The sequence below is a fragment of the Streptomyces sp. NBC_00557 genome, assembly GCF_036345995.1.
In the GTDB taxonomy this organism is placed as follows: domain Bacteria; phylum Actinomycetota; class Actinomycetes; order Streptomycetales; family Streptomycetaceae; genus Streptomyces.
Genome location: NZ_CP107796.1, coordinates 2480445 through 2496968 on the forward strand (window position 1 = coordinate 2480445; position 16524 = coordinate 2496968).

Consider the following 16524-nt stretch of genomic DNA (forward strand, 5'->3'; position numbering starts at 1 on the left):
CCCCGACGATACAGCCACTCCGAGCCACCTAATAGTAAGCTTGCGCGTACTATCTCGGCATGGATCACCTCTCCGAAGCGGCCCGTCTGCGCCGTGCCGTCGTCCGGCTCAACCGGCGTCTGCGGCAGGAGCGCGGGGAAGGGAGCCTCAGCCCCAACCAGCTCGCGGTGCTCGGGTACCTCCACCGGTACGGGCCCGCGACGCCCGGCGAGATCGCGGCGGCGGAGCGGCAGCGGCCGCAGTCGCTGACCCGGGTCTACGCCGAGCTGGAGGCCGAGGGGCTGATCGTGCGGGAGCGCGGCACGGACGACCGGCGCCGGTCCGTGCTGTCGCTCACCGAGGCCGGCCGTGCGGCCCTGGAGCAGGACATGGCCGACCGCGACGCCTGGCTGGCCGGGGCGCTCGGCACCCTGGGCGAGACCGAGCGCGGCGTGCTGGCCCTCGCGGCGGCGGTGATGGAGCGGCTGGGGTCGCTGGAGACGCCGGAGACGGACAGCCGGGGCCGGACCGCGCCCTAGAACCCTCCGCCGAAGTCGCCGCCTCCGTCACCGCCGCCGAACCCTCCGCCGTCGCCGAACCCGCCCCCGAAGTCGCCCGCGTCGAAGTCGGTGCCGGACACGTCGCCGCCCTGGTAGTCGCCGCCGAAGTCACCGCCGTACCCGTCCCCGAAGTCCCCGTAGCCGTAGCCGTAGTCGGCCCCGTACGACGGGGTGGCCATGATGCTGCCCAGCAGCGTGCCGACGAGGAGGCCGGGGAGGATGCCGCCACCGAAGTAGCCGCCCGCCCAGGGGCCGTAGGCGGGGCCCGCGTCCCAGTAGGGGCGGCGGCCGTAGTCCGTGTCGACCTCGCGGACGACGGGGTCGCGGCCGTCGGCCAGCCGGGTGGCGTCGGCGGCGCAGACGGGGACCTGGCGCGGCGCCCCGCCGGGCGGGGTCCAGGTGGCGTCGGTCACCGAGGGGCCGTGGCGCGGGTCGAAGAAGCAGGGCGGGCGGCGCTCGGGCAGCGGGCGGCCCGCGCGGCGGGCGGCGAGGCAGGCCAGGGAGAACCGGCCGTCCTCCAGCGCCTCGGTGACGGTCCGGACGTCCTCGGGCCGCCGCGCGGCGGCCATGCGCTGTTTCGCCGTCTCGTAGGCGTCCAGCGCGTGTGCGTAGTCGGCGCGCATCGCGTCGTCGGCGCCGGGCTCGCCCGGCTGGAAGTCGAGCCGGTCCAGTTCCTCGCCGAAGGCGGTGATGTCCTCGTCCACCACCACCCGCAGCCGGTCGAGCGCGGCCCGCTGCTCCTCGTCGCGCCTGCGGCGGTTGCGGCGCACCAGCGCGTAGGCGCCGGCGCCGCCCGCCACCAGCACCGCGGCGACCGCGATCAGCGCCGCGGCCGAGGATCCGCCGCCGCTGCCGCCCCAGCTCTTCGGGGCGTGGCCGCCCATGTGGGCCAGCGCCCGGTCGGTGAAGTCGGTGAGCTGGGCCTTGGCGGACTCGCCCTGGACGCTGCTCACCAGGTTCTGCCGGGCCGTCGCCGACATCACGGAGGAGTCGGCGCGGGCGTCGAAGCGGTCGCCGAGGCGGATGCCGTACAGGCCGGTGATGCCGGTGGCCGCGCGCAGGCCGGAGAAGAGGTTCGCGGTCGGGTAGCCGGCCGGGAGGACCGCGATGAACAGCGGCTTGTCGGCGTCCTCGATGCGTTTCGCGAGGGCGTCGGCGTCGGCCTTCGACAACTGGCCCGAGGCGGCCGGGTCGACGTAGACCGGGCTCTTGCGAAGGGCCTGGGCGACGGTGGAGACGCTCGTGTCCGCGCTCGCCCCGGGGGCGAAGGCGGTCGCCACCACCAGGGCGAGGACGGCGAGCAGCAGTGCGGGGAGGCTTCGGTTCCGCAGGACGGCCTTCATCCTTCGACGCTACCCGAAGCCTCCCATACTCGGTCATAGGGGCAGGGCTACGCCGCCCGGTACGCCTCGCTCAGCTTCTCCACCGCCTTCCCGTACCGCCCGGTCAGCAGCAGGTGATCGGCGTCGGCGAACGGCTTGGCCACCGCCTGCGTCATCCGCTCTCCCACCCGGTTCTGCACGAGCAGCCGCGCCGTGGTCACCAGCTCGCGTCCGGCCCGGTCGTCGCCCCTGCGCTCGGCGGCCGTCGCCGCTGCGCCCAGCGCCTTCAGGGTGGCCGCACCGCCCCTGGGTACGTCGGTGAGGGTGGTCAGGCCCCAGCCGTAGGGGAACTGCGGGTCGTACGACGCGTCGCCCACGTTGATCGGCAGCTGGGACTCGGACTTCGGCCAGGTGACGGGGAGCTGCCCGGTGAAGGGCCGCTTGCCGTAGAGGACGTCGGCGACGCCCTCGCCCTCGGTGCCGGGCAGCCAGGACGCCACGAGTGCGTCGATCTCGCCGAGCCGGTCGCCGACGAGCTGCGGGCGGCCGGAGACGATCAGCACCACGCACTTCATGGCCGCGCACACCTTGTCCACGGCGGCCTGGTCGGCCGCCGACAGCCGGAGGCTGTGCCCGTTGCCGACGTCGCCGACGCCCTCGGCGTACGGGGTCTCGCCGACGACGACCACGCCCACGTCGTAGCCGCCGGTCGGGGCGGAGGCGTCCTTGGAGTAGGTGACGTTCCCGCCGGCGTCGCGCATGCCCTGCAGGATGGTCGTGCCCTGGGTGTGGGTGCCGGAGGCGCCCTGCCAGGTGATGGTCCAGCCGCCGGTCTGGTTGCCGAGGTCGTCGGCGTTGGACCCGGCGACGTACACCTTCTCGCTCTTCTTCAGCGGCAGCAGCCCGCCGCTGTTCTTCAGCAGCACCTGCGACTCGGCCGCCGCCCGGCGGGCGACCGCGCGGTGTGCCGGGGAGCCGATGGCGGCGGCGCCGGAGGTGTCGGCGTAGGGGTGCTCGAAGAGGCCCAGCCTGAACTTCTGGGTGAGGATGCGGGAGACCGCGTCGTCGATCCGCTTCTCGCTGATCCGGCCCGCCTTCACCTCGTCGACGAGCGTGGCGGTGAAGTCCTTGTAGGAGTACGGCACCATCATCATGTCGACGCCCGCGTTCACCGCCGTGCGGACGTGCGCGGCGTAGTCGCCGGGGAGCTGGTCGATGGCGTTCCAGTCGCTGATGACGAAGCCGCCGAAGCCCATCCGGTCCTTGAGCACGCCGTTGATCATGTCGCCGCGGGCGTGCATCTTCACCGCGCCCTTGCCGTCGCCGGCGATGTCGAGGGAGGAGTACGACGGCATGACCGTGCCGATGCCCCGCCGGACGGCGGTCTGGTACGGCGCGAGGTGGATGTCCTGAAGCTGCTGCCGGGTGACCGTGGTGACGCCCTGGTCGATGGTGTAGGTGCCGGTGGTGGAGGAGCCGTAGGCGGTGCCGCCGTCGCCGGCGAAGTGCTTGGCGGTGGCCAGCACCTTGTCGTTCCGGCTCAGGTCACGGCCGTCGGCGCGGCCCTGGAGGCCCTGGATCATGGTCTCCGTGGACTGCACGAGGGCCGGGTCCTCGCCGAAGGACTCGTAGGAGCGGCCCCAGCGTTCGTCGCGGCTCACGCACAGGCAGGGCGCGAAGTCCCACGGGATGCCGGTGGCGCGCACCTCGGCGGCCGTCACCGAGCCCGTCTCGTACGCGAGCCGGGGGTCCCGTGCGGCGCCGATGCCGATGTTGTGCGGCATGATCGTGGCGCCGGCCAGGTTGTTGTGGCCGTGGACCGCGTCGACGCCGTAGATCAGCGGGACCTGGAACCGGGTGGCCCGCGTCCGGAGCTGGAACCCGTCGATCATCCGGGCCCAGGCCTGGGGGGTGTTCGGCGTGGGCGTGGAGCCGCCGCCGGACAGGAGCGAGCCGAGGGAGTACGCCGCGATGTCCGCGCCGCCGCCGACCGCGCCGCGCTCGGCCTGGGTCATCTGCCCGGCCTTCTCCTGAAGGGACATGCGGGACAGCAGATCCGCGACCCGCTTCTTCACGGGCAACTTGGCGTTGAGGTACGGCAGTCCGTGCGCGTCGATCACGACCTGCGGGGTCTCGGCGGGCGCCTTGGCGCCGGTGACCGTGAGCTTCAGCGGGATCGTCCTCGCGGCCGAGGGGACCCGGTCGTGCCGGGTGGGCACCTCGATGGTCCGCGTGGCGCCCGAGGCGGTGCCGGCCGGGAAGGTGACGGTGCCCTCGACCGGGGTGTAGTCCCGGCCGGCGGTGGCGGTGCCGTCCCCGGTGGCGTAGGCGACCGTCACCGGGTCGTCCACGGGCCGGTCGCCGGTCGTGGCCAGGGTGACCCTGACCTCGGCGGTGCCGCCCGCCCTGACGGGGTAGACGGGCGCGTCGGTGGTGACGGAGGCGTGCAGGGCCTGGTCGGCCCTGCCGTACAGCTCGACGTCGTCCATGGCGAAGTCGCCCTTGGTGCCGGCCGGAAGGGTGACGGCGTACCCCCACATCCGCGTCAGGCCGAGGACGTGGTCGATGCCGCCGACGGGCTGGTAGTCGGTGCGGTACTGGAAGTGGGTGAAGGGGATCTCGATCTGCTTCCAGCCGGTGAAGTCATCGGTGAAGGAGGTCGTCCACAGCTCGGAGGCCTCGCCGTTCGCGCCGCCGTCCTTGATCTCGAAGGAGATCTTGCGGCCGTTGTCCCGGCCCTCCCACCAGAAGCGGATGCCCTGGTGGGCGGACCAGTCGTGGGCCGGCTGGTCCGCGGCGAAGTCATGGGTGAACCCGCCGTAGCCGCTGATGTCGTAGGCGCCGGTGAGGACCTTGGCGCCCTCCGGGGCGTCGGCGCGGTCGGCGAGGCGCAGGGCGGGCGGGTCGTCGGCGTCGCTTCCCCAGGTGAAGATGCCGTCGGCGGGCTGGGAGGCGAAGGGCACCTCGCCCTCGAAGCGGTCGACGGGGGTCGGCGCGGGGTCGTCGGCGGCGTGCGCCGCGGCGGACAGGGGCAACAGGGCGGCGAGCAGAGCCCCGGAGACGAGCAGGGCGGTTCTCGGCATGGACCTTCCCTCGGCTCTCATGGTTCACTCATGACTTAGATCACGCCGTGAGTTAACTAACGGCTCGCCAACCCGTCAAGACGGCGCGGCAGTTGTCCCTTGCGGCGACCCCCACAGTCGACCCGAGAGGAAGGGCGACGCACCATGAGGAGAACCCCCCGCACGGTCCGGCTGCTGCTGGCCGGGCTGCTCTCCGCAGCCGGCTTCACGGCCGCCGTACCCCCCGCGCACGCGGCCGGTGAGCAGGTCACGGCCTGGCTCACCACCACCGACGACTCCGCCGGCCGGCATGTCGTCCGCGGCCTGCAGGCCCAGACGCCGTTCGCCTTCCAGTCCGGCGCCGGCGGCAGCGGCACGAACATCACCGTGGACGAGAACACCCGCTACCAGACCTTCACCGGCGGCGGAGCGTCCTTCACGGACACCGCGGCCTGGCTGATGAACAGCAGCGGGGCGCTGTCCCAGGCGACCCGGGACGCGACCATGCGCAAGCTGTTCTCGCCGACCGACGGCATCGGGCTGTCGTTCCTGCGCAACCCGATGGGCGCCTCGGACCTCGCGCGGTACGGCTACACGTACGACGACGTGCCGTCCGGCCAGACGGACCCGTCCCTCGCGAAGTTCTCGATCGCCCATGACCTCGCCGACGTCGTGCCGCTCACGAAGCAGGCGCTCCAGCTCAACCCGTCCCTGACCGTGATGGCCTCGCCGTGGACCGCGCCGGCCTGGATGAAGGACAGCGGCTCCCTCAACGGCGGCTGGCTCAAGGCCGAGGACTACGGCGCGTACGCCTCGTACTTCGTGAAGTACCTCCAGGCGTACAAGAACCAGGGGATCAACGTCTCGTACGTCACCCCGCAGAACGAGCCCACGTGCTGTTCCGGCTACCCGTCGATGAGCTGGAACGCCTCCGGCATCCAGTACTTCCTCAAGAACGACCTGCTGCCGCAGCTGCAGTCGGCGGGCCTGTCGACCAAGGTCCTGGCGCACGACTGGAACTGGGACACCTACGACTCCTACGCGGCCCTGTCCGTGGACGACCCGGCGATCCGCAACCACCCCAACTTCGCCGGGATCGCCTGGCACGGCTACGGCGGTGACGTCGCCGAGCAGACCACGATCCACGACAAGTACCCGTCGCTGGACGCGTTCGGCACCGAGCACTCCGGCGGCACCTGGATCGCCGACCAGCAGCGCGAGGACATGTCCAACATCATCGACTACACCCGCAACTGGGCGAAGTCGGTGACCAAGTGGTCGCTGGCCGTGGACCAGAACATGGGCCCGCACAACGGCGGCTGCGGCACCTGCACCGGGCTGATCACCGTGCACAACGGCGACGGCGCGAGCGGAACGGTCGACTACACCGTCGAGTACTACGACATGGGGCACCTGACCAAGTTCGTCCGGCCGGGCGCCCAGCGCATCGCCTCGACGGCGTCCACCACCGTGCCGAACGTGGCCTGGCGCAACCCCGACGGCAGCAAGGCGCTGATCGCCTACAACGGCTCCTCCTCGGCGCAGACCGTCACCATCGACTGGGGTTCCGAACACGCGACCTACTCGCTGCCCGGCAAAACCTCGGCCACCTTCACCTGGTCCGGCACCCAGTCCGGCGGCGGCGCCCGCACCGGCTCCTTCGTCGGCCTGGCCGGCAAGTGCCTCGACGTGGCGGGCGGTTCGAGCGCCAACGGCACGGCGGTGCAGCTCTACGACTGCAACGGCACGGCGGCCCAGCAGTGGACGGTCCAGCCCGACGGGTCGGTCCAGGCGCTCGGCAAGTGCCTGGACGTGACCTCGGGTTCGACGGCGGACGGGGCGAAGGTGCAGCTGTACGACTGCAACGGCACCGGCGCCCAGCAGTGGTCGTACAACTCTTCGACCGGTGACGTGGTCAACACTGCGGCGGACAAGTGCCTCGACGTCACCGACAACTCGTCGGCGAACGGGGCGCGGGCCCAGATCTGGTCGTGCACCGGGGCCGCCAACCAGAAGTGGACACTGCGGTAGGAGACGCATGAGGCGCACGGGGGCCGTGGCGGCGGGGATCGCCGGCGGGATGCTGCTGCTGAGCGGCTGCGGAGCCGTCGACCTGCCGCTCGCGGGCGTGCGCGTCGGCGCGGACGGGACGCCGTACGCGGTGTTCCGTCCGTGCGGCGACGACGCCTACCAGGGCCCGTCCCTCGAGGGGCGGCCGCGCGGCGGCGGGGACGGGCCCGTGACCACCGGGTGGGACTCGCGGAGCGAGGGGCTGCACGGGGACACCGAGTTCCCGCTCTTCGCCCCGCCCGGGGACTGGCACGCCCGGCACCGCGGCCGGCAGGAGCTGCTGCCCGGGCACCACTACACCCTGGGCTTCGGGCACTACGTCACCGGTGACTCCTACAACGCGGTCGTGGAGTTCACCGCCGAGCGGATCGCCCGGCTGCGGCCCGGCCAGGTGTGGGCGGACGGGCGGGCGATGAGCCGGCGCTCCTTCGAGCGGCTCGCCGAGGAGTCCTGCTGAGCGGGACGGGTGTGGCGTGGTGCGCATCGGGCGCCCACGGACCATGGTGGTGGGTATGACCACACCGCAGGATCTGTTCCTCGTCAGTCTCGACGTGCCCGGCGACCATCCCGTCGAGGCGGGTGATCTGTCGCTGGCGCTGGCGGGGGCCGAGCTGATCGACCTTCTCGGGGCGCGGGCGCTCACCCTGGACGGTGAGCGGATCGTGCCCGGCCCGGTGCTGACCACGGGTGACCGGATGCTGGACGAGGCCGGGGCCGCGCTGCGGCGCGCGGAGCCGTACGAGACGGTCGAGGACTGGCTCTGGCGCCGGGGCGAGGGGCTGGCCACGGCCTACCGGGACGTGCTCGACGCAGGCGGGCAGCTGTCCGGCAAGTCGCACCGCTGGCCGCACCGGGCGGACAAGGCCGCGGCCGCCGACACCCCGGCCCGCCGGCACGCCGCCGACCGCTGGTGGTCCCGCGAGCCCGTCCTCGCCGGGCTCGCCGCCACCCTGGGCATCCAGGGCGAGCGGCCGCCCGAGGAGGAACCGGGCGACGAGTCCGTCGTCACCGTCCTGGTCGCGGTCGGCGACGCGGTGACCGAGCTGGGGGCCGTACGCGAGCGGCGCCGCATCGAGAACGCGGCCTTCGACAACATCTGGCGGGCACCCTGAGAACCGGGCGACCGGCCCTCTGACGCGCGCCGGACGGGACCACTGACGTCTACCGGACCGGCCCGCCGAGACCGCCGGGCGGGGCCTACTGACGCCTACCGGACCGGGCCCACCGACGCCCGCCGGGCAGGGCCTGCTGACGCCCGCCGGACGCGGCCCACCGACGCCACCGAGCCAGGCCACCGACGTCCACCAGACCGGCCGACGCCCACCCAACCGGCCCACCGACGCCCCCAAGACCGGCCCGCCGAGGTCACCGGGCCGGGCCCACTGACGTCTACCGGACCTGCCCGCCGAGACCGCCAGGCGGGGCCTACTGACGCCTACCGGACCGGCCCGCCGACGCCACCGAGCCGGGCCCACCGACGCCACCGAGCCAGGCCCATCACGCCCACCAGACCGGCCCGCCGACGCCACCGGGCCGGGCCCGCCGACGTCTACCGGACCGGCTGGCCGATCCCGAGCAGGTTGCCCTCGCTGTCCCGGAACCACGCGGCCCGCTCGCCGCGGGCGCCCTTGCTGGGGTAGTTGCCCTCGATCTCGGCGATGCCGCCGCGGGTGCGGAAGCCGGGCGCGTCCACGTCCTCGAAGACCACCCCGCGCCGCCTCAGCTCGGCCACGACCGCTTCCAGGTCGTCGACCTCGAAGCCCATCTGGGTGAAGGTGCCGGGCGACGCGCCGGTGGAGCGGAACACGACGAACTCGGTCCCGCCGCACCGGTACAGCAGCCCGCCGGGGCGTTCGTCGACGGGTTCGAGGCCGAGTACGTCGGCGTAGAAGCGCCGTGCCCGCTCCAGGTCCCGGGCGGGCAGCCGGGTCGCGGCACGGGCCCGGGACAGCACGTCAGCGTGGGTCATGCCTCCACTATGACTACTCGGCAGGCTCGACGCCCGCCCGCAGCAGGCCATAGGTGTACGCGTCCTCCAGCGCCTGCCAGGACGCGGCGATGACGTTGTCCGCCACGCCGACCGTGGACCACTCGCCGGCGCCGTCCGAGGTGGAGATCAGGACGCGGGTGGTGGAGGAGGTGCCGTGCACGCCCTCCAGGATGCGGACCTTGTAGTCGACCAGGTCCAGCTTGGCGAGCTGCGGGTAGATCTTCTCCAGGGCGACGCGCAGCGCGCGGTCGAGGGCGTTGACCGGGCCGTTGCCCTCCGCCGTGGCGACGATCCGCTCGCTCTTGGCCCACAGCTTGACCGTCGCCTCGTTGGCGTGGGTGCCGTCGGGGCGGTCCTCCACGATGGCCCGCCAGGACTCCACGTCGAAGTACTTCAGCGGGCGGCCCTCGACCTCGGCGCGCAGCAGCAGCTCGAAGCTCGCGTCCGCCGCCTCGTAGGTGTAGCCCTTGAGTTCGCGTTCCTTGACCCGCTCGACGACCCGGCCGACCAGTTCCCGGTCGCCGCCCAGGTCGATGCCCAGCTCCTTGCCCTTCAGCTCCACCGAGGCCCGGCCCGCCATGTCGGAGACCAGCATGCGCATGGTGTTGCCGACCAGTTCGGGGTCGACGTGCTGGTACAGGTCCGGGTCGACCTTGATCGCGGAGGCGTGCAGACCCGCCTTGTGCGCGAACGCCGACACCCCCACGTACGGCTGGTGCGTGGAGGGAGTGAGGTTGACGACCTCGGCGATGGCATGGGAGATCCGGGTCATCTCCCGCAGCCTGCCCTCGGGCAGCACCTTCTTGCCGTACTTCAGCTCCAGCGCGGCCACCACCGGGAAGAGGTTGGCGTTGCCCACGCGCTCGCCGTAGCCGTTGGCCGTGCACTGCACGTGCGTGGCGCCCGCGTCCACCGCCGCGAGCGTGTTGGCCACCGCGCAGCCGGTGTCGTCCTGGGCGTGGATGCCCAGCCGGGCCCCGGTGTCGGCCAGGACCGTCGCGACGACCGCGTGGATCTGGGCAGGCAGCATGCCGCCGTTGGTGTCGCACAGGATCACCACGTCGGCGCCCGCCTCGGCGGCCGTGCGGACGACGGCCTTGGCGTACTCGGCGTTGGCACGGTAGCCGTCGAAGAAGTGCTCGCAGTCCACGAACACCCGACGGCCCTGCCCCCGCAGGTACGACACCGTGTCGCGGACCATCTCCAGGTTCTCGTCCAGCGTGGTGCGCAGCGCCAGCTCCACGTGCCGGTCGTGCGACTTGGCGACCAGCGTGATCACCGGGGCGCCCGAGTCGAGCAGCGCCTTCACCTGGGGGTCCTCGGCGGCTTTCGCGCCGGCGCGGCGGGTGGCGCCGAACGCGACGAGCCGGGCGTGACGGAAGTCGATCTCCGCCTGCGCGCGGGCGAAGAACTCGGTGTCACGGGGGTTCGCGCCGGGCCAGCCGCCCTCGATGAAGCCGACGCCGAAGTCGTCCAGGTGCCGTGCGATGGCGAGCTTGTCCGCGACGGTGAGGTTGATGCCCTCGCGCTGCGCCCCGTCGCGCAGCGTCGTGTCGAAGACGTGGAACGAGTCGTCGAGCTCGCTGGTTGCCGTCTCGGTCATGGTCTCAAGGCTCCTGTTGTGGATCTTCGGTCTTACCGGAATGACCGGCTCCACCGTCCCCCCAATGGTCCCTCGCGCACCGCTTCCGGCCGTGGGTGGGGCCGGAAAACGAAAAAACCCCTCGCGGGTGCGAGAGGTCTGCGCGCGGGTCGAGGACGACGGTGGCCACCCGCACCTGGTCGTACGAGGTGGTCACTGCGGACCGGCGCGCCTGCTGCCAATAATCATGGCGAACGAGAGCACGGGGGCAGTCTGGCACAGTCCCGCCCCCGGCTCGCCGTCCGTCTCAGGATGCGGGCGTCAGACTGGTATCCGTACGGTCCCTCATTCGGGCGAGGTCCAGGTCCTTCGTCTCCCGCATGGTGACGTAGACCACCAGGGACACGGCGGCGCAGCCCGCCACGTACCAGTAGAAGCCGGACTCGATTCCGGCGCTCTTGAACCACAGGGCGATGTACTCCGCCGTACCGCCGAAGAGGGCGTTGGCCAGGGCGTACGGCAGGGCCACGCCGAGGGCGCGGACGCCGGTCGGGAACAGCTCGGCCTTCACGCAGGCGTTGATGGAGGTGTAGCCGGTGACGACGACCAGCGCGAGCAGGGCGAGCCCGAGGGCCGGCCAGAAGCCGCCGGCGTGCCGCAGCAACGTCATGATCGGCACGGTCAGGACGGTGGAGCCGACGGCGAAGGTGATGAGCAGCGGGCGGCGGCCGATCCGGTCGGACAGGGCGCCCGCGAGGGGCTGGAGGGCGGCGAAGACGATCAGGGCGGTGAAGGAGACGAGCGTGGCCGTCTGCTTGGACAGGCCCGCGGAGTTGGACAGGTACTTGGTCAGATAGGTGGTGTACGTGTAGTACGCGACCGTGCCGCCCATGGTGAGGGCCATGACCAGGAGCGCCTCCCGGCGGTGCCGCCACAGGGCGCGCAGGGTGCCGCGCTCCTCGGTGCGCGAGGTGTCCTCCTCGTAGACCTCGGTCTCCAGCATGCTGCGCCGCAGATAGAAGACGACGGCCGCGCCGAACGCGCCGACGACGAACGGGATCCGCCAGCCGTAGCTGTGCAGGGCGCCGTCCGACATGGTCCGCTGGAGGATGATCTGCAGTCCGAGGCCGACGATCTGTCCGGCGGTCATGGAGACGTACTGGAAGCTGGAGGCGAAGCCGCGCCGCCTGGGGTCGGAGGCTTCGGTCAGGTACGTGGCGCTGGCCGCGTACTCGCCGCCCACGGACAGGCCCTGCAGCAGGCGGGCGACGAGCAGGACGAGCGCGCCGCCGTAGCCGGCCACCGCGTAGGTCGGGGCGACGGCGATCAGGATCGCCGACGCCGACATCAGCGTCACGGTCAGCGTCAGCGCCGCCTTGCGGCCTCTGCGGTCCCCGACCCGGCCCAGCAGCCAGCCGCCGACGGGGCGCATGAAGAAGCCGACGGCGAAGATGCCGGCGGTGTTCATCAGCTGGGCGGTGGGATTCCCCTTCGGGAAGAACGCGCCGGCGAAGTAGGTGGCGAAGCTCGCGTACACGAACCAGTCGAACCACTCGACCATGTTCCCCGCCGAACCGACCCAGATCTTCTTCCAGTGTTGTGGTCCCATGGGCCGGTACATGCCCGCCCGCGGAGGAAACGATTCCACGCGGCCCCGCGCCCCTCAGGGAACCGCTGTGAGCCCTTCCTCGATGAACTCCCGCACGTGCGCGAGCACTTGGTCCCGGTCGGCGCCGCGCAGCCCGATGGCCACATGGATGGAGAACCCGTCCAGCAGCGCGCGCAGCCTCGTCGCGAAGCGGTCGGCGTCGACCTGGCGGAACTCGCCGCGTGAGATCCCCTCGGCGATCAGGGCGACCAGGTCGCGGTGCCAGGCGCCCTCGATGGCGGACTGGCGGGCGCGTGCGTCGTCGTCGGCGTTCTGCGAGCGGTTCCAGACCTCCAGCCAGAGGGTCCAGTGCGGGTCGCGGTGGCCGTCGGGGACGTACAGGTCGACGTAGGCGGCGAGGCGCTCGCGGGCGGTGCCGGGGCCGGTGAGCAGCCGGCCCCGCTCCGCGCCGAGCCGGCCCTCGCTCCACTCCAGGGTCCGCAGCAGCAGCTCGTCCTTGGAGCGGAAGTAGTACAGGAGGTGGCCGCTGCTCATGCCGACCTCGCGGCCGAGCGCCGCCATGGTGAGCTTCTCCAGACCACGGTCGGCGATCATGTCCATGGCGGCCGCGAGGACCTCCTCGCGCGGCGGCGCGTTCCTCCGCGCCCGTGCCGCACCGGCCATCGATGTCTCCTACGCGCTCAGACCTTCGGCTGCTGCTGGGTGATGCAGTGGATGCCGCCCCCACCCGCGAAGATCGTACGCGCGTCCACCAGGGTCACCGTCCGCTCGGGGAAGAGGCGGCGGAAGATCCCGGCGGCGATCTCGTCGCGCGGGTCGTCGAAGCCGCACAGCACGACGCCGCCGTTGCAGAGGTAGTGGTTGATGTAGGAGTAGTCGGCCCAGTGGCCGTCGGCCTCCAGCACGGTGGGGGCGGGGACCTCCACGACCTCCAGAGCGCGGCCCCGGGCGTCGGTCTGGGAGCGCAGGATGCCGATGACCTCCCGGGTGACCTCGTGGTCGGGGTGGGCCGGGTCCGGCTGGGAGTGCGCCACCACGACGCCCGGCCGGGCGAAGGCGGCCACGATGTCGACGTGGCCGAGGGTGCCGAAGCCGCAGGGGGGATAGTCGGCGGTCAGGCCGCGCGGCAGCCAGATCGCCTTGCTCGTGCCGAGCTGGGCGTGGATCTCGGCCTCGGCCTCCTCCTTCGACCAGTGCGGGTTGCGCTCGGGGCCGAGCTGCACGGTCTCGGTGAGCAGCACGGTGCCCTCGCCGTCCACGTGGATCGCGCCGCCCTCGTTGACAAGTGCGCTGCTGTAGCTCTTCGCGCCCGCGAGGTCGGAGACATACGCGGCGATCTTGGCGTCGTGCTCCCAGCGGGCCCAGCCCTGGGCGCCCCAGCCGTTGAACGTCCAGTCCACGGCGGCGAGTTCGCCGCGCCCGTTGGTGAGGAAGGTGGGACCGATGTCCCGCATCCAGGCGTCGTCCAGCTCCCGCTCGACGGTCTCGACGTCCGGTCCGAGCAGCGCCTGCGCCTCGGCGGACTGGCCGGGGCCGCAGACCACGGTCACCGGTTCGAAGCGGCGGATCGCGCGGGCCACGGCAGCCCAGGCATTCCGGGAAGCGGCGAGGTCGTCCGGGTCGTCGAAGGTGGGGTTGGGGCCCGGCCAGGCCATCCAGGTGCGTTCGTGCGGGGTCCACTCGGCGGGCATGCGGAAGCCGTCGGCGGCAGCGGACATGGTGATCCTCACAGGAAGTACAGGCGGTTGAGGGAGACGGAGTCGGCGGGCTCGGAGCTGAGCGGGTCGCCGTCGAGGGTGACCAGGCCGGTGCGCCGGTCGACGTCGACGGCTCCGAGACGGGAGTTCAGCCGCAGGTCGGCCGGGCCGATGCCCCGGGTGCCGCGCACAGCGACCCTTCTGCGCCGCGTCGGCAGCGTGTCGCCTCCCTGGTCGGCGGCGGCCCGGGCGACGAAGGCGACCGAGATGTCGGCGGCCGTGGCGCCGTACGCCCCGAACTGCGGGCCCAGCACCAGGGGTTCGCAGGTGTCGGTGGCCGCGTTGGGGTCGCCGGTCACGCCGTACGCCGGGAAGCCGGACTTGAGGACGAGCTGCGGCTTGGCGCCGAAGTACTCCGGGCGCCACAGCACGATGTCGGCGAGCTTGCCGGCCTCGAGCGAGCCGACCTCGTGGGAGAGGCCGTGCGCGATGGCCGGGTTGATGGTCAGCTTGGCCATGTAGCGCAGCACGCGCGCGTTGTCGTCGCCGTCGCCGTCGCCCTCCAGCGGGCCCAGCTCGGCCTTCATCTTGCCGGCCATGGCGAAGGTGCGGCGCACGGTCTCGCCGGCCCGGCCCATGCCCTGGGCGTCGGAGGAGGTGATGCCGATCGCGCCCAGGTCGTGCAGCACGTCCTCGGCGCCCATGGTGCCGGCGCGGATGCGGTCGCGGGCCATGGCGGCGTCGCCGGGCAGGTCGGGCTTGAGGTCGTGGACGGAGACGATCATGCCGTAGTGCTCGGCGACCGCGTCCCGGCCGAAGGGCAGGGTGGGGTTGGTGGAGGAGCCGATGACGTTGGGGACGCCGGCCATCTTCAGCACGTTGGGGACGTGTCCGCCGCCGCAGCCCTCGATGTGGAAGGCGTGGATGGTCCGGCCCTCCAGCACCCTCAGGGTGTCCTCCACGGACAGGCACTCGTTCAGCCCGTCGCTGTGCAGGGCGACCTGGACGTCGTGCTCCTCGGCGACCCGCAGGGCGGTGTCCAGGGCACGGGTGTGGGCGCCCATGTCCTCGTGCACCTTGAACCCGCAGGCGCCGCCCTCGGCCAGCGCCTCCACCAGCGGTGCGTCGTGCGACGACGAACCCCGGCCCAGGAAGCCGATGTTGACCGGCCAGGCGTCGAAGGCGTTGAAGGCGTGGCGCAGCGCCCAGGGCGAGTTGACGCCGACGCCCCAGACCGGGCCGAACTCCTGCCCGATGATCGTGGTGACGCCGGAGGCGAGGGACGCCTCCATGATGCGCGGCGACAGCAGGTGGACGTGGGTGTCGACGGCCCCGGCGGTGGCGATCAGTCCCTCGCCGGAGACGATCGAGGTGCCGGTGCCGACGACGACGTCGACGCCGTCGAGCGTGTCCGGGTTGCCGGCGCGGCCGATGGCGTGGATCCGGCCTTCCCGGATGCCGATGGAGACCTTCCGGATGCCCTGCACGGCGTCGATCACCACCACGTTGCTGATGACGACGTCGCAGGTCTCGCGGACGGCGGCGGCCTTCAGGTGCAGTCCGTCGCGGGCGGTCTTGCCGAAACCGGCCAGGAACTCGTCGCCGTGGCGCTGGGAGTCGGACTCCACCCGCACGGTGAGCCCGGAGTCGCCGAGGCGGATGCGGTCGCCGGCGCGGGGGCCGTGGGTGGCGGCGTAGGCGTGCGGGTCGATGTGGATCGCCCGGCTCACCTCGCGTCCCTTCGAGCGGCTCATCGCTCCTGGTCTCCTTCCGTGACACCGAGGTATCCGCAGGCGGCGGCCCGGCGCAGGGCCTCCTCCTTGGCGCCGGGCGCGTCCAGCGGCCCGTCGACCAGTCCGGCGAAGCCGGTCGCGATCCGCTCGCCGCCGATCGGCACGAGACCGACCTCCTCGCTCTCCCCCGGCCCGAACCGCACGGACGACCCGGCGGGCACGGCGAGGCGCATGCCGTAGGCGGCGGCGCGGTCGAAGTCGAGGCGCGGGTTGGCCTCGAAGAAGTGGAAGTGGGAGGTGACGGAGACCGGCACGGTCGCGGTGTTGGTGACCGTGAGCCGCAGCGCCGGCTCGGGGTCGGCGTGCCGGGGTCCGGGCAGCAGCGCGCCCGGGGCGTCCGGTCCGAGGCCACCGCCGATGGGGTCGGAGACCACCGCGAGCCGGGAGCCGTCGTCGAAGACCGCCTCGACCATCACCTCGGTGACGACGTCGGCGACGCCCGGCAGCACGTCGTCGGGGCCGAGCACGGACCGGGCCGCCTCGATGGCCTCGGCGAGCCGCCTGCCGTCGCGCGCCGCCTCGCACACGGTGTCCGCGATCAGTGCGGTCGCCTCCGGCACGTTCAGCCTCAGCCCGCGGGCCCGGCGGGCACGGGCCAGCTCGGCGGCCCCGAAGAGCAGCAGCCGGTCGCGTTCCGTGGGGGTCAGTCTCACGAGGCGGCACCTCCTTGCCTTCCATACTTTAGAGCGACACTCTAAACGCCGAATTCGTGAAACAGAAGCACTGACCGGGGACAGGGCATCACATCACATTGAACGTCGCTCAAACCGGCAGGCAGCGGTCGAAGGGGACCGGCCGTGCCGATGGAACAGCGGGCTCGGCTGGTGGGCGTCGGTGAGCGCGATCATCGCCGGCACGGT

At 72.4% G+C, this 16524-nt stretch carries 13 protein-coding genes; 4 read left to right on the forward strand and 9 right to left on the reverse strand.

All coding sequences use genetic code 11. From position 1 onward, the window contains the following. Positions 1 to 59: 59 nt before the first annotated feature. Complete coding sequence (locus OG956_RS10200) at positions 60 to 518, forward strand: MarR family winged helix-turn-helix transcriptional regulator (RefSeq protein ID WP_330337628.1); 459 nt, start codon at positions 60 to 62, stop codon at positions 516 to 518. On the opposite strand, the gene OG956_RS10205 is transcribed toward OG956_RS10200, so the two are convergent. Further along, positions 515 to 1882 (reverse strand): hypothetical protein, encoded by a 1368-nt coding sequence (locus tag OG956_RS10205; protein ID WP_330337629.1) that lies wholly within the window; start codon positions 1880 to 1882, stop codon positions 515 to 517. The two genes, OG956_RS10200 and OG956_RS10205, sit on opposite strands and share 4 nt — an antisense overlap. Positions 1883 to 1929: 47 nt before the next feature. After that, positions 1930 to 4944 carry a glycoside hydrolase family 3 protein gene (locus OG956_RS10210; RefSeq protein ID WP_330337630.1) on the reverse strand — a complete coding sequence of 1005 codons (3015 nt, stop codon included), beginning with the start codon at positions 4942 to 4944 and terminating at the stop codon, positions 1930 to 1932. A gap of 144 nt (positions 4945 to 5088) precedes the next feature. Between OG956_RS10210 and OG956_RS10215 the strand changes: the two genes are divergently transcribed. From OG956_RS10215 to OG956_RS10225, 3 genes are read left to right on the forward strand one after another with little or no spacing between them, the layout of a single operon-like run. Beyond that, entirely contained in the window at positions 5089 to 6954 is a 1866-nt protein-coding gene (locus OG956_RS10215; RefSeq protein ID WP_330337631.1) for a ricin-type beta-trefoil lectin domain protein, read from the forward strand. A gap of 7 nt (positions 6955 to 6961) precedes the next feature. Next, positions 6962 to 7450 carry a hypothetical protein gene (locus OG956_RS10220; protein WP_330337632.1) on the forward strand — a complete coding sequence of 163 codons (489 nt, stop codon included), beginning with the start codon at positions 6962 to 6964 and terminating at the stop codon, positions 7448 to 7450. Positions 7451 to 7505: 55 nt separating this feature from the next. Next, a complete protein-coding gene (locus tag OG956_RS10225; RefSeq protein ID WP_330337633.1) occupies positions 7506 to 8105 on the forward strand; it encodes a GOLPH3/VPS74 family protein in 600 nt (199 codons plus the stop codon). Positions 8106 to 8542: 437 nt separating this feature from the next. On the opposite strand, the gene OG956_RS10230 is transcribed toward OG956_RS10225, so the two are convergent. The 7 genes from OG956_RS10230 to ureA all read right to left on the reverse strand — a co-directional run bounded on the left by OG956_RS10230 (position 8543) and on the right by ureA (position 16317). Then, positions 8543 to 8962 (reverse strand): VOC family protein, encoded by a 420-nt coding sequence (locus OG956_RS10230; protein ID WP_330337634.1) that lies wholly within the window; start codon positions 8960 to 8962, stop codon positions 8543 to 8545. Positions 8963 to 8975: 13 nt separating this feature from the next. Then, on the reverse strand, positions 8976 to 10586 hold the full coding sequence (gene cimA, locus OG956_RS10235; RefSeq protein WP_330337635.1) for a citramalate synthase: 1611 nt from the start codon (positions 10584 to 10586) through the stop codon (positions 8976 to 8978). Positions 10587 to 10872: 286 nt separating this feature from the next. Beyond that, positions 10873 to 12174 (reverse strand): MFS transporter, encoded by a 1302-nt coding sequence (locus tag OG956_RS10240; RefSeq protein WP_330337636.1) that lies wholly within the window; start codon positions 12172 to 12174, stop codon positions 10873 to 10875. 54 nt (positions 12175 to 12228) lie between these two features. Further along, positions 12229 to 12837, reverse strand: a complete 609-nt coding sequence (locus tag OG956_RS10245; protein WP_330337637.1) for a TetR/AcrR family transcriptional regulator — start codon at positions 12835 to 12837, stop codon at positions 12229 to 12231. Between the two features lie 17 nt (positions 12838 to 12854). After that, positions 12855 to 13892: an agmatine deiminase family protein gene (locus OG956_RS10250; RefSeq protein WP_330337638.1), complete on the reverse strand. Its 1038-nt coding sequence runs from the start codon at positions 13890 to 13892 to the stop codon at positions 12855 to 12857. A gap of 8 nt (positions 13893 to 13900) precedes the next feature. Then, the gene (locus tag OG956_RS10255; RefSeq protein WP_330337639.1) at positions 13901 to 15625 is read right to left on the reverse strand and encodes an urease subunit alpha; all 1725 of its coding nucleotides are present in this window, start codon (positions 15623 to 15625) and stop codon (positions 13901 to 13903) included. Continuing rightward, on the reverse strand, positions 15622 to 16317 hold the full coding sequence (ureA, locus tag OG956_RS10260; RefSeq protein WP_330337640.1) for an urease subunit gamma: 696 nt from the start codon (positions 16315 to 16317) through the stop codon (positions 15622 to 15624). Before ureA ends, OG956_RS10255 begins: the two co-directional genes overlap by 4 nt. Positions 16318 to 16524: the final 207 nt, after the last annotated feature.